This is a genomic window from Streptomyces sp. TLI_053 (assembly GCF_900105395.1).
Lineage (GTDB): Bacteria > Actinomycetota > Actinomycetes > Streptomycetales > Streptomycetaceae > Kitasatospora.
Genome location: NZ_LT629775.1, coordinates 8,637,327 through 8,650,326, shown reverse-complemented (window position 1 = coordinate 8,650,326; position 13,000 = coordinate 8,637,327). Strand labels below are relative to the sequence as shown.

Below are 13,000 nucleotides of genomic sequence, written 5' to 3'. Positions count from 1 at the left end.
CGGACGGTCGGCGCCGACCGATGCACCCCGTGGCGTCCGACGCCCGGCCGTGCGTGCACGGCCTGCTGATCCCCCCTGCACGGAGGGTTGACGTGGTCTAGGCCAACCCCTAACTTCACGTCTTGAAAAATGTCCGGACCCCGTCAGGTTCGACGGCGCGGCCACCGCGACCCCAACCCGCCCCACCGCCCTCGAACCTGACACCTCGTTCACTTCCTGAACGAGCATGCGAGTGAACGACCGACTTCCCCCCACAAGGAGCCGTCTTGCTTCGCAACCTCACCCGCACCGCCGCGGCCGCGCTGGCACTGCCCGCCACCGTCGCCGCCCTCCTCTCCGGCGCCGCCGGCCAGGCCTCTGCCACCGCCGGTCAGGCCGCGGTCGCGGTCGCGGCCGCCGCCGGCCCGGGTTTCCCCGCCCAGTACGCGGCGCCGTACCTGGAGACCTGGAACAACCCGTCCACCCTCGCCGACGCCCGCAACGGCGCCGGGCTGAAGTACGTCACCCTCGCCTTCGTGATCAGCGACGGCGGCTGCAACGCCACCTTCAACGGCAACACCCCGATCACGGACGCCGGTTGGACCGGCGCGATCAACGCGCACCGGGCGGCCGGGGGCGATGTGATCGCCAGCTTCGGCGGCGCGTCCGGCACCGAACTCGGCCAGGCCTGCACCAGCGTCGCCGCGCTCCAGGCCCAGTACAAGCGGGTGGTGGACGCACTCGACCTGACCCGCATCGACCTGGACATCGAGGGCGGGGCACTGGCCGACACCGCCGCCAACGACCGCCGCAACCAGGCCCTCGCCCAACTCCAGCAGGCCCAGGCGGCCGCCGGGAAGCGGCTGGACGTCAACTACACCCTGCCGGTCGCCCCCACCGGCCTGCTGCCCGACTCCCTGAGCCTGCTGAGCAACGCCAAGAGCCGCGGCCTGAACGTCAACGCCGTGAACATCATGACGATGGACTACGGCCCGGCCATGGACATGGGCCAGGCCGCGATCAGCGCCGCCGAGGGCCTGCACACCCAACTCGGCCGGATCTGGACGGCCAAGACCTCCGAGCAGCTGTGGGCGATGGAGGGCAACACCCCGATGATCGGGGTCAACGACACCCAGGCCGAGGTCTTCACCACCGCGAACGCCCAGACCCTCACCGACTTCGCCCGCTCCCGCGGCATCCAGCTGCTCGCCTTCTGGGCCGTCGGACGCGACAAGGCCTGCGCCACCAACGGCACCCTGTCCTCCACCTGCAGCGGCACCCCGCAGTCCGCCTACCAGTTCTCGCGGACCTTCAACACCGTCACCGGCGGCGGCACCACCCCGCCCACCGGCCGCACCGGCCGGATCACCGGCTACGGCGGCAAGTGCGTCGACGTCGCCTCCGCCGGCACCGCCAACGGCACCGCGATCCAGCTGTGGGACTGCAACGGCACCGGCGCCCAGTCCTGGACCGTCGGCACCGACGGCACCGTCCGGGCGCTCGGCAAGTGCCTGGACGTCACCTCCGCGGGCACCGCCGACGGCACTCCGATCCAGCTGTGGGACTGCAACGGCACCGGCGCCCAGCAGTGGCAGGCCCGGGCCGACCGAACCCTGGTCAACCCCGCCTCCGGCCGCTGCCTGGACGCCACCGGCCCGTCCTCCGCGAACGGCACCCGGCTGCAGATCTGGGACTGCTACGCCGCCGCGAACCAGCAGTGGACCCTGCCCGCCTGACCTCCCGCCGACCCGCGAAAGGAACGACTCCCGTGCGCAGGAAGACCAGGAAGACCAGGAAAACCACGAAGACCCTTCTCCCGCTGACGGCCGCGGCCGGCCTGCTGGCCTCCTCGGCGGTGCTGCTGACCCCGGCCCCGGCCGCCCTGGCCGCCGTCCCCACCGGCGCGACCACGCTCGTGTCGCAGAACTCCGGCAAATGCGTCGACGCCGCCGCGGCGGCCACCGCGAACGGCACCGCCGTACAGCAGTACACCTGCAACGGCACCGGCGCCCAGCAGTGGCAGGTCCAGGAGCTCGGCAACGGCTACGTCCGGATCAACGCGCAGAACGACCCCGCGCAGGCCCTCGACGTCACCGATGTCTCCACCGCCGACGGCGCCAAGGTCCAGCTCTGGACGTACGGCGGCGGAACGAACCAGCAGTGGCAGGCCGTCGCCGAGGCGAACGGCGCCCACCACTTCGTCAACCGCAACAGCGGCAAGTGCCTGGACGTGCCCGGCGCCTCCACCGCCGACGCGGTCCGGCTGCAGCAGTACACCTGCAACGGCACCGCCGCCCAGTCCTTCACCTTCGGCAGCACCGGCACCAACCCGCCCGGCACCCCCGACCTGGGCCCCAACGTGGCGGTGTTCGACCCCTCGACGCCGACCGCCGCCATCCAGGCCAAGCTCGACCAGGTCTTCGCCCAGCAGGAGACCAACCAGTTCGGCACCCAGCGCCAGGCCCTGCTCTTCAAGCCCGGCAGCTACAACGTGAACGCCAACGTCGGCTTCTACACCCAGGTCGCCGGCCTGGGCCTGTCCCCCGACGACGTCACCGTCAACGGCGCCGTGCACGCCGAGGCCGACTGGTTCCAGGGCAACGCCACCCAGAACTTCTGGCGCTCCGCCGAGAACCTCTCCGTGAACCCCACCGGCGGCGCCGACCGCTGGGCCGTCTCCCAGGCCGCCCCCTACCGGCGGATGCACGTGCGCGGCAACCTCCGGCTCGACGACGGCGGCTGGTCCTCCGGCGGCTTCATCGCCGACTCCCTGATCGACGGCCGGGTCGAATCCGGCTCCCAGCAGCAGTGGCTCTCCCGCAACACCCAGTGGGGCGGCTGGACCGGCTCCAACTGGAACATGGTCTTCGTCGGCGACGTCAACGCCCCCGCCAACACCTTCCCCGCCCCGCCCTTCACCACCGTGGCGCGGACCCCGGTGGTGCGCGAGAAGCCCTTCCTCTACGTGGACCGGGCCGGCGGCTACCAGGTCTTCGTCCCGGCGCTGCGGAGCGACACCACCGGCACCACCTGGGCCGGCGGCACGCAGGCGGGCGACTCGCTGCCGATCGACCGGTTCTTCGTCGTCAAGCCCGGCGCCACCGCCGCGGACATGAACGCCGCCCTCGCCCAGGGCAAGAACCTGCTGATCACACCGGGCGTCTACCACCTGAACCAGACCCTGCGCGTCAACCGGCCCGACACCGTCGTGCTCGGCCTGGGCCTGGCCACCCTGGTGCCCGACAACGGCATCACCGCCGTCGACGTCGCCGACGTGGACGGCGTGAAGCTGGCCGGCCTGCTGATCGACGCCGGCACCGTCAACAGCCCCGTGCTGATGCGGATCGGCGGCGACGGCCCCACCGCCGTCGACCACCGCGCCGATCCCACCTCCCTGCACGACGTGTTCTTCCGCATCGGCGGCGCGGGCGTCGGCCGGGCCACCCAGTCCCTGGTCGTCAACTCGAACCACGTCATCGGCGACCACCTGTGGCTGTGGCGCGCCGACCACGGCAGCGGCGTCGGCTGGACCAGCAACACCGCCGCCAACGGACTCGTCGTCAACGGCGCCGACGTCACCATGTACGGCCTGTTCGTGGAGCACTACCAGCAGACCCAGGTGATCTGGAACGGCTCCGGCGGCCGCACCTACTTCTTCCAGAACGAACTCCCCTACGACCCGCCGAACCAGGCCGCCTGGACGAACGGCTCCACCCGCGGCTACCCCGCCTACCAGGTCGCGCCCGGCGTCACCACCCACGAGGCCTGGGGCCTCGGCTCCTACGCCTACTTCAACGTCAACCCCGCCGTCGTCGAGGAGCAGTCCTTCGAGGCCCCCAACCGCCCCGGCGTCCGCTTCCACGACCTGGTGACCGTCTCCCTGGGCGGCACCGGCACCATCAACCACATCATCAACTCCACCGGCGGCCCCTCCAACTCCACCACCAACGTCGCCAACCTGGTCGCCTACCCATAAGCCCCACCACCCCCGGCCGGCCGCAGCCGCGACCTCCCGTCCGCACGGGAGGTCGCGGCCACCGCGTACGCACCCGCCGAACGTCACAACAGCACCTCGCGTCCTTCGAGAACTCGACGGACGCGCCCTTCGGCCCACTCATGCCCGTAGCCACCCGACGGCAGCCGCCCGTCGGGAGCCCGTCACGCCATTTCCTGGCACTGCCGACTCCGCAGATGCCGGCCGCCGTCAGCACACTCACGGCCAACGGAGGCACCTGCGCTGTTACCTTCCCCGACGACGCGCCCGGCGCATACGCCCTGTGCGACACCACAGCCACTCTGCTGCCCTGGCCGGACTGTCGGCACGAGTGGGTGACCCGTTCTGGTACAACAGGTTCATCTACTACGCCGGTGGGTGGACCGACCTGGCTCCCCTGCCTTTGGAGCCGCTGGCTCTCGTCCTGTGCACCTGCCCGTGACCGCCCCGGACTCGGAGCGGTTACGGGGTCATGAGCATCCACAAGCGGGCCCTCGTGGCCCTCGTCGTCGCCGTTGGCACCATCGCCCTGTCCAGCCCGGCCCACGGGAACGGCAGCGTCGGAGTGGCGGTGGACGACTACCAGAACCGGTACTCCGACTACCAGCGCACCCAGTACACCGTGGACATCCACTCGACCGACTCCCACTAGCGAGCCGCCTGGCGGCACGGAGAGGTACGGCGCCTGCCGCGCCTGCGCATCCACTACCTCGCTCGCCGGTTCCTGCTGGTCAGCACCACACCTGACCGTCCTGCCCGCACTTGCGGTCAGGACGGTCGGGCGACGGCCTCGACCGGGCGGCCGACTACCGAAGCGAGTTCCAGGGCCTCCTCGCAGGTGTACCCGGCCTCCCCGAGGGCGGCGCCGTCGAGAACGGCACCACCGTCCGCGGGTGCCGGCTGGACCGTCCCGCTTACCGGGGCTGCCGAAGTCGCCGGGGCGGAACTGTCGGCGCGCAGCTCGGCGTCCACTTCCTCGTCGTTCACCACCGGTCAGCCGTTTCCGGCCGGGTCGCTTCCGTGCGCGGTGATTTCTCGAAGGCGGCCCGAGGAGCGGAGACGGTCGCGCCGGCCGGCTGGTGAGGGACAGGCGGCCTCCGATGCGTCCTGGAGCTGCCGATGTTCTTGAGTTTCAGTGCGGGCTTCTCCACGACGTACCAGGAGAAGAAGGCCGCGAGGATCGACAGGGCGACGGAGGCGCCAGTGTAGACAGCGTATCCGTGTACGGGAACGTGCCAGAGCGTCAGGGTCTATTGGATCGGGAACGCGTAGATGTAGACGCCGTAGGACAGGTCGACCTTGGTGCCGATTCGCGTGAGTGGCCGCGGGGTGAAGGCAGCGATCCAGAGCAGCAGATAGGCGAGGGCCGGAATCCCGATCACGAGGTATCCGCCGAAGCGGACGGCCCCCACGAGAATGCCGAACGCGACGAGTGCGGCGATCCCGTTCATCCGTATGTGCGTCTTGTACAGTTCGGCGACCGCGCCGAGGCCGAACAGGAGGCCCAGCGGTATGAGCATGTCCATGTTGATGATGCCCAGGAGGGGCAGCCGCCAGTCGGGCAGGCCTGTCGGCGCATAGCCGGGAGCGCGCAGCTGGGGGTAGTCCAGCGCGAGGTGGACGGTGTAGCCGTACAGGACGGCGACCGTGCCGAGGACGACCCAGCGGGCCCGGTGGAGCAGGCCCGTGGCCGCGAGGGCGGCTACCACGACGTAACAGAGGGCCTCGTAGGCGAGCGACCAGATGGAGCCGTTGAAGGAGCCGGCGTGAGGATTGTGCGCCAGCAGGCCGGAGATGGACCACTGGTTCACACCGATCGACCAGTTGGCCCGGACGTACTCCCACGGCCCCTGCGGATGGGACCAGAAGCCGTCGAGCAGGTGCTCGTGGCGGGCCACCGCCGGCGCGAGGACGAAGGCGGTGAGCAGCAGACAGGCCCAGAGGCCCGGGAGGATTCGGATCGCGCGGCTCCAGAGAAAGCGGGCCGTACTGAGTCGCATTCCGCTTCGCGTGATCAAAAGTCCGGAGAGGACGAAGAATCCGGCGACGGCGACTGCGCCGAGCCCCGTCTGCCCGTGCGACCAGTCCGCCCCGAGGTCGCTTGTTCCCATGCCGAGCGGATTGGCGTGAGCGAGGATCACCGAGATCGCGAGCAGCAACCGCAGGAGGCCGAACCCGTTCTCCCTGCCCAATACCTCCGACAATGGCCGGGCGGTCAAAAAATCGGCTTGCAGAACGTACTTACTGGGCATGCAGAAATGCTCCGAATGTTCAGGATAGAGGGTGGGTCGACGTCGCCCCGCACACACTGGACCGCCGCTCGCCCTGGAGCAGGGCGGTCGAATGCCTGTGGGCCGGCCCGGGTCGGGATCCCGACCTTGCCGCGCGGAATCCCTCGGGCATCCTCAGATGCCCCGCCACAGGCACAGTGGCCGGTGCGTCCGCTGCCCCGACGCCGCTGTGCCTCTGGGGCCGGGTGCCGGCGCGGCCGGTTCGTGTGCCGTTCCGGCAGTGCCGGTGTGCCCCGACGACGGCCGTGGGCCGGTGGCCGGGCCGTCCGCCCCCCGAGCGGACGACCACGGCGACCTGGCTCAGGTTCGTTCAGCCGGTGAGGCTCTGGGTTGCCCCCAGCAGGCGGGTTCGCCCCCTCACGTGGCTGGTCGTGAGACCGCCGGTGGGACGGCGCACTGCGTTCCGGCGCTGCTTCACCAGGGTGTCGCACCGATCGGCGCGGACGGACAGGGTCGTGCGGCTGCCCGGTACCGGTCCTTCCCGGCGTGCGATCACGTCCATCGGGGCGGGCACGGAACGGTAGAACTCATCCGCCGAAATCGCCGCGGCCGCGCCCGTGTCACCCTGCGTGCACGGCCTGACCCGAACACGGCCCGCCGTGCATTCGTCCTTGCTGCCTTCGGCGCCCGGCGGGTCCGCATCGCCCGTGGCCAGGGCCCGGTGGGGCCGAGGTCGAATACGGCGTCACCGGGCCGCACCCGCCGCCGAGCCCGGCGGCTTCGCCGCGTGCAGGGCCGGTACCACTGCTCTCTCGGAGACATCGGCGCCCGTACCGGCCGGTGGCGGCCCGGAAGACCGGCAGAGACGTCACGGCAATCATCTATACGCCGGACGAGCAGTATTTTACGGACATCTCTCTGAGCTCCGGCGGTACCGCCGGAGCCGAGCAGCTTCCCGCTCGCGGTCCGATCGTTCCAGATGCCTACCGTCTCAAGGGCGGCACTATCATGCAATGGAGGACGGCGTCCGATTCAGGAGGAGCAACGATTGACGTCTCACCTACCGACGGTGCCAGGTCAAAGAAGGTCCACCTTCCGAAACGCGGGTAAATCCGAAGAATTTAGAATCGACACCGTGCCGCACGGGACAATCAGGAAGACGAGTGGACTTGAATGATCGAAGGTCGCGTATTCGCCGACATTCTGATCGAGGGGATGGATGATTGGGTGCCCATCGATCAGCTTATCTGGACTGCACGGGAGGAAGCCGAAGAGGAATCCTGGAAATCTTATTTCTCGGAGCTGCTCCTTTTTTTGCTCGAGAAGGACTTGATCCGGATCGGCGAGCTTGCCGAAGGTGGCTTCTTGCCATGGGGCGGAAGTCCCCCCGAAATCCTTGAACTTGTGATCGATGACCTCGAACGTCTCGACTGGGAGCCCCGGCTGGGCAGTCGCGCATGGATTGCGAACACCGAGTTGTCACCCCCGGCCGTGGGTACGGACGGCGATGTGGACGACAGCATGAAGCACCCCACCGCCGGGGCCGGGACAGGCCGACCCGGCCGCTGTCCGCCGAGGTGAGCGCCGAACAGATGGCCGACTGGTACCGGCCGCTGGACCTCCTGCCCGGCGACCTCGAACATGTCATCGGCGAGGACAGCACCCTCGACGACACCGTCACCAGGATCCTGACCGACACCGCACTCACCCCACCGGGCTGGACACCGCGCCCCTGACCCGGCAGGCGAACGAACCGGCCGGTCACCTGGAGAGCAGCATCCAGCCTCTGGGGCTGTGAGCACCGGTGTCGTGGGAGCAAGTCACTCCGTGCGCACCCAGGCCGGACCCAGGGCTGCCCCTCGAACAGCTTGACCGGTACTGGGGCGCCACCTGTACCGGCTGCCCCGCACTCGCGGGGAAGGCCGGGGCACGGACCTGTACCCGCTGACATCGACCGGCTTCCCTCTTCCGTCCACGCGTCGGTGTGTGGCTGACCCCCGAGCAGACGGTGCCACCTGGGGCCCTGCCCCTGCGGGGCGAGCCGGGCAACCACATCCCCCGCTTCGACCGAACCTGACGCCATGGTCCGCTCTCTGCGTCCGTGCGGGGGGACGCCCACGGCGAAGTCCGACGGCGTCCTCGCTGCAAGCGCGGGGGGCAGCCAATGAACCCGACTGTCGCGTACCCGGTGGTCAAAATCCTCCCCGCACCCGCCGAGGTCAGCCGGCCAGGAGGGGGCAGGTCTTGTGAGCGCTGCGGTCCTCCCGCGCCGCGATGGTGATCCTTTACGGCGTGAAGACCCGAGCGTGCGGAGAAGCTGCTGCCCTCGCCTGCGGGGACAACTTCCCCGAGGCACATCGATGCCACCGGTCCGCGCGACCACGGCCACTCGCGGATGATGCCGTCCAGGGGGGTCCAGGCGGATGTCCGCTGCCTCCCGTGCTGCGACCGCCGCGTCGCGCCGACCGAGCGCCCCGTGCGCTCCGGGTGTGCTGGTGGTTCAGGTACCCAGGAGGCGCTCCAGCAGTGAGCGGTACTCACGCAGCGTCAGGCGCAGGTCCTCGGTGCTGGCCGCCGGTGTGCCGTCCGGTGCCGCTTCGGCACCGCGCAGTTGGTGGCGCCGCTCGGTGACGGCCTCGGTCAGCAGGCCGACCGACTTCTCGATCAGGGCGTCGGCCTGCTGCACGGCCTGACGGGGATCGTCGACGAATCCCGCCTGGACGGAGTGCCATTCGGCCCGCAGTCGCTGCGTGCGCCCGACGCCGAGCCAACCGCCCGATCCGGCCTCCGCAGGTGCCGCCGGTGCCGCCGGTGCCGGTTGCGGGTCGCCGGGCCGGGGGCCCGGCAGGGACCGGGCAGCCCTGGCGGGCTGGGACGGCCGTTCTGCGGCCCGGTCGGCTCCCGGTACGACGGCGAAGCGAGCTGCGCCGGCGCCTCGTTCGGGGGAAGCTTCCGGGCGGGCGGCCTGCGGGTCGGCCGGATCCGGGCCGGAGCCCGGGCCGGAGCCCGGGCCGGGTGCGCCGGCGGCGGCGCCGGCGGCGGCGTCCGGGTGGGCGCGGTGCGGACGGACGGCGTCCGCCTTGGCCAGGTCGGCCCCAGCGGTGCGGGGGTCCGGGGCCGGCGCGTCGTCGTCGGGGTTGTTCCGGGCTGCGGAACCGTACGGGGACATGGTCGTCCTCTCCTTCACGGGGTCGTCGGCGTCATCGGGAGGCGGGGCGTGGGCCGGAGCGGCGGACGGCAGGGGTGGAGTTGCCAGTAGGAGCGGTCCTGCCCTTCTCGTCGCCGCCGGAGCGGACCACCTCGAGGCACAGGTCACGCACCGCCAGCAGCGCCGTCCGCAGTTCCTCGGTGCCCACCCGCTGCGACCGGCTGCGCTCCAGCACCTGTCGCGCGGTCCGGTAGCCGGGCACCAGGGCGGCGTGGTCGACCGAGAGCAGGGAAATCCGGTCCCCGGCGGGGACGCCGATCTCGTCGAGCGTGCCCTCGAGCAGGGTCACGGCCTCCTCCAGCGAGCGGGCGGGGTCGTCGACGAACAGCTCCTGCAGGGCAGTGAGCCGGTTGCCGACCTCTTCGGCGCGGCGCCGCGGCAGCCGGGTGAGCGCCAGCTGCCGGACCTGTCGCAACCGGCCAGCCAGCTCGTGCTCGGCCTCCCTGGTGCGGCCGCCGTGCGCGCGAACCGTCCGGTCGTACTCCGGACCGAAACGCTGCTGCAGCCGACGGGTGTTCCACCGCGGCAGCAGCACGGCGAGGGCCGCCGCGACTGCCAGCACGGCCACCACCAGAACGATCCAGACACTCATACCGCTCCTCCTTCGGTTCGACACGGCCCGCGGTGGCCGGCCGCTCCCGTCCCTTCGGGTTCCCGCTCAGGCGAGTTCAAACAGCCACTCCCCCGGAAACGTCGACCGCCCGGGTTCGGGAGACCCGCCCTGGCGCCCGGACGGACACTCATGTGCGCTACAGACCGGCGGAGTTCACCCCCGAGGAAGCAGGTCGCAGTGTTCCGCGGCCCCCGCCGGCGAGCCACTCAGGACACCCGAGCCCGCACCCGTGGTCGCCCCCTCCTCGATCGCGGCCCGGTGGGCGTCCTCGGGTTCTCGCAGCCGGTTGCGGCCACCGCCGTCCACGCCCGACTGCTCGCCGCGATCGACGGCGCCGCCCCGGGGCGGTAGGACCACCGCGGCGGGCCCGGCACCGTGTCGGTGCCGGGCCCGCAACTCACACACCCGGTCAGGCCGCTTCGGCCTCGCCGATGTGCTTGTACCGTTCGCTCAGGAACCTCGGGAACCTGCCGGTGCTGCGGGCGTCGTCGAAGGCCAGGTACGCGGCTGCGGTCCTCAATGCGGCGATGGCCTCCGACCGCAGCCGCTCCAGCTGCTCGACAAGCTCCTCCGGGCTGGGTGACCGGCACGCTCTACGGCGGGCACTCGGTCCCGGGGCCGCCCGGGTCCTCGCAGACACTCGGTCGCCCTCTGCACCACAATGGAGTCGGGAACCAGGTCGGCGGCGCACAGGGGCACCTCGATGCGGGCTCGGGGTCGCCGCCGTCACCGTGTTGATGTGAGCCCTGCTCGTCGACCGGCACAGCACCCGATCGCTGTCACGCTGACCACGGACACTGCCACGACGTCACGCAAATGTGCCGCAGTCAGCTATGGATCGTGGCGCAAACTTCGTTTATGTAGTCCATTTCGAGGTGAGTCTGTGACACGCCGGCGCAGATGACGGTGCCTTCGGGGTAGGTTCGATCACTGAGCGGCTTTATGTAAATAATTAGGCCGTTGGTTGTCTGCCAATCCGTCCAGACCCACTCGCCGCTCCCGCGAACCTTCGCGAAGAAGTATCCATCAGTTTTTTTGACTCCGACCTGAACGGCAGAAACATATCGGCCCTGCCCGACCACCGAGAGACACACCTGACTGCCGCACTTGGCGACACTCGGTGGAACAATTCCCTGGTCAGGAGTACTAGCCAGGGCGCCAGCAGGGCTCGCGCCCAACAGGGCTGCGGTCGCCATCCCTGCGACAGCGAGCAACTGCGCCTTGATGTAGCCCTTCATTTGCTGCTCCTTCACGAGTTCCGTCAACCCTCAACGGCAAGGTTGGTGAAATTTCTGCTGCACCGAGGGACGAATGCGACTCCGATGCCCTGCGGGTTTGACCCACCAAGCGAGGCCATGGCCTTCCGGAGTGTGATCAAATATCCCTCTGGATACTGGCCGGAGACACCAGGGTGCACACACGGCTCACAGTTGGTCTACAGATGAGATGCGAGCGGCTCAAAGAAGTCGTCTACTGTCTCGATTTGGAAGCTTCATGGAAGTCGAGGCTCCGGTACCACTTCGGCGAATCACATGAGAACTGCTGCAAGAAGGATGCGCGCGTTTTCTGAATCCGAATTCAGGAATCTTTGGCCGGAAAAATAATCGAAGCTGCCCGAAAACACTTCTAAATCCCCGGCTGCCCCGCCAGATACGGAAACATGTGACAGCACTGTGCTCGCCACGCCAGTGCTCCGGCGCAGCCATCCGGGAGCGGCCCGGTGGTGCCCTGATTCTGCGGTTGTCCGGGCTCAGGTCCGGGGGCGGGGCGCCGGTCGCGCACCGCCCCCGTCGACCAGTGCCGGTTGTCTCCCTCGTCCGCACCGCTTCGATCACTTGGGTGACAGCGCCCCCGGCCGACCCCATGCCCGCGTGTTCGCCGTCGAGCAGGGCACCCCCGGAGGCACGGTCCGACACCGCACACCGTGCGACCGGGGCGGCTACTCTCGGTGGACGTCGGGCGTGGTACCGACGTGGGCCGGCGAACCACCGGAGACGGTGACTCCCAAGACATCCGCCCACGGGACACCGGCGATGCCGGGCCGTGACGACCATCGACGTCCGGAATCGCCGGACCTGATCACACGCACCACAGTCGAGAACGGGGCCGAGGCGCCCGCGGGCAGGAGAACAGGTAGTGCGGATCCTGACGGTTCCCAATGTGCTGAGCATGCTGCGACTCGCGGGTGTTCCGGTCTTCCTCTGGCTCGCCCTGCTCCCCTTGCTGGGGCGCGACAACCAGGACCTGTGGGCCGTTCTGGTCCTTGCTCTCAGCGGGATCACCGACTACCTGGACGGCTACCTCGCGCGAAGGCTCGACCAGGTGAGCGATCTCGGCCGGATCCTGGACCCGGCCGCGGACCGTCTCTACACTGCGGCGACGCTGGTGGCACTGACTCTGCGCGATCTCATTCCCGTCTGGCTCGTCATTGCGCTCGTCGCCCGTGATGCGGTCATGGCGGCTGGGGTCGTGCTGGTGCGACGGAAGGGATTCGAGCCGCTGCAGGTGAGCTTCGTCGGAAAATCGGCCACCTTCTGCCTGATGATCGGATTCCCGTTGGTCCTGCTCGGATCCACGGTTTTCCCGGGCGCCTGGGTGTCCCACGCCGTCGGCTGGGGAGCCGTGCTCTGGGGCTCGAGCCTGTACTTCGTCGCACTTCTCTTCTATTTCCGGCAGATCGCCGGGCTGGTACCCGCCCCCGGTCAGGTGGCAGGGGGACGATCGGCACCTCGGCCGTGACGAGCAGGGTGATGACGTCGTCGACGGTCTCCAGCGACGGCACGCCTGAGAACCCCTGGTGACAGCCCGCCCCCGCTGTCGGCGGGCTGTCGGGGCTGTCAGTGGGATGACAGCGGCCTGTCGGCGCGCTCCCGCAGGCTCTGGGGAGACGGGCGGCAGTGCCACGGCGGCAGTGCGGACGGCATCGATGCACCGCGACGCCCGCCCCGACACCGCCCTGACACCCGTCCCGAGAG

Annotated in this window: 12 protein-coding genes; 6 read left to right on the top strand and 6 right to left on the bottom strand. The window is 69.8% G+C overall.

Features of this window, described 5'->3' with window-relative positions:
• Positions 1-266 precede the first annotated feature (266 nt).
• From BLU95_RS36025 to BLU95_RS36015, 3 genes are all read left to right on the top strand, one after another.
• A complete protein-coding gene (locus BLU95_RS36025) occupies positions 267-1,715 on the top strand; it encodes a chitinase (RefSeq protein WP_231978057.1) in 1,449 nt (482 codons plus the stop codon).
• A gap of 32 nt (positions 1,716-1,747) precedes the next feature.
• The gene (locus BLU95_RS36020; RefSeq protein WP_093863682.1) at positions 1,748-3,955 is read left to right on the top strand and encodes an RICIN domain-containing protein; all 2,208 of its coding nucleotides are present in this window, start codon (positions 1,748-1,750) and stop codon (positions 3,953-3,955) included.
• A 490-nt stretch (positions 3,956-4,445) separates the two neighbouring features.
• Positions 4,446-4,625 carry a hypothetical protein gene (locus tag BLU95_RS36015; protein WP_093863681.1) on the top strand — a complete coding sequence of 60 codons (180 nt, stop codon included), beginning with the start codon at positions 4,446-4,448 and terminating at the stop codon, positions 4,623-4,625.
• 116 nt (positions 4,626-4,741) lie between these two features.
• On the opposite strand, the gene BLU95_RS36010 is transcribed toward BLU95_RS36015, so the two are convergent.
• Both BLU95_RS36010 and BLU95_RS36005 read right to left on the bottom strand, forming a co-directional pair.
• Positions 4,742-4,960 (bottom strand): hypothetical protein, encoded by a 219-nt coding sequence (locus BLU95_RS36010; protein WP_159425140.1) that lies wholly within the window; start codon positions 4,958-4,960, stop codon positions 4,742-4,744.
• 263 nt (positions 4,961-5,223) lie between these two features.
• On the bottom strand, positions 5,224-6,225 hold the full coding sequence (locus tag BLU95_RS36005) for an acyltransferase family protein (RefSeq protein ID WP_159425139.1): 1,002 nt from the start codon (positions 6,223-6,225) through the stop codon (positions 5,224-5,226).
• Between the two features lie 1,152 nt (positions 6,226-7,377).
• Here BLU95_RS36005 and BLU95_RS36000 point away from each other — a divergent pair.
• Entirely contained in the window at positions 7,378-7,785 is a 408-nt protein-coding gene (locus BLU95_RS36000; protein ID WP_093863678.1) for a hypothetical protein, read from the top strand.
• Entirely contained in the window at positions 7,782-7,940 is a 159-nt protein-coding gene (locus BLU95_RS42680; RefSeq protein ID WP_159425138.1) for a P-loop NTPase family protein, read from the top strand. The genes BLU95_RS36000 and BLU95_RS42680 overlap by 4 nt, the downstream gene beginning before the upstream one ends.
• Positions 7,941-8,704: 764 nt before the next feature.
• On the opposite strand, the gene BLU95_RS41775 is transcribed toward BLU95_RS42680, so the two are convergent.
• From BLU95_RS41775 to BLU95_RS42675, 4 genes are all read right to left on the bottom strand, one after another.
• The gene (locus tag BLU95_RS41775) at positions 8,705-9,373 is read right to left on the bottom strand and encodes a hypothetical protein (protein ID WP_107452637.1); all 669 of its coding nucleotides are present in this window, start codon (positions 9,371-9,373) and stop codon (positions 8,705-8,707) included.
• A gap of 31 nt (positions 9,374-9,404) precedes the next feature.
• Entirely contained in the window at positions 9,405-10,004 is a 600-nt protein-coding gene (locus BLU95_RS35990; protein ID WP_093863676.1) for a hypothetical protein, read from the bottom strand.
• An 848-nt stretch (positions 10,005-10,852) separates the two neighbouring features.
• The gene (locus BLU95_RS35985) at positions 10,853-11,263 is read right to left on the bottom strand and encodes a hypothetical protein (RefSeq protein ID WP_093863675.1); all 411 of its coding nucleotides are present in this window, start codon (positions 11,261-11,263) and stop codon (positions 10,853-10,855) included.
• 290 nt (positions 11,264-11,553) lie between these two features.
• Positions 11,554-11,709 (bottom strand): hypothetical protein, encoded by a 156-nt coding sequence (locus BLU95_RS42675; protein ID WP_159425137.1) that lies wholly within the window; start codon positions 11,707-11,709, stop codon positions 11,554-11,556.
• 452 nt (positions 11,710-12,161) lie between these two features.
• On the opposite strand from BLU95_RS42675, the gene BLU95_RS35980 reads away from it, so the two are divergent.
• The gene (locus BLU95_RS35980) at positions 12,162-12,764 is read left to right on the top strand and encodes a CDP-alcohol phosphatidyltransferase family protein (RefSeq protein WP_286158604.1); all 603 of its coding nucleotides are present in this window, start codon (positions 12,162-12,164) and stop codon (positions 12,762-12,764) included.
• Positions 12,765-13,000 lie beyond the last annotated feature (236 nt).

Coding starts and splice junctions, on each gene's coding strand:
- BLU95_RS36015 (WP_093863681.1), top strand. CDS start 4,446: ATGAGCATCCACAAGCGGGCCCTCGTGGCCCTCGTCGTCGCCGTTGGC.
- BLU95_RS36005 (WP_159425139.1), bottom strand. CDS start 6,225: ATGCCCAGTAAGTACGTTCTGCAAGCCGATTTTTTGACCGCCCGGCCA.
- BLU95_RS36000 (WP_093863678.1), top strand. CDS start 7,378: ATGATCGAAGGTCGCGTATTCGCCGACATTCTGATCGAGGGGATGGAT.
- BLU95_RS41775 (WP_107452637.1), bottom strand. CDS start 9,373: ATGTCCCCGTACGGTTCCGCAGCCCGGAACAACCCCGACGACGACGCG.
- BLU95_RS35990 (WP_093863676.1), bottom strand. CDS start 10,004: ATGAGTGTCTGGATCGTTCTGGTGGTGGCCGTGCTGGCAGTCGCGGCG.
- BLU95_RS35985 (WP_093863675.1), bottom strand. CDS start 11,263: ATGAAGGGCTACATCAAGGCGCAGTTGCTCGCTGTCGCAGGGATGGCG.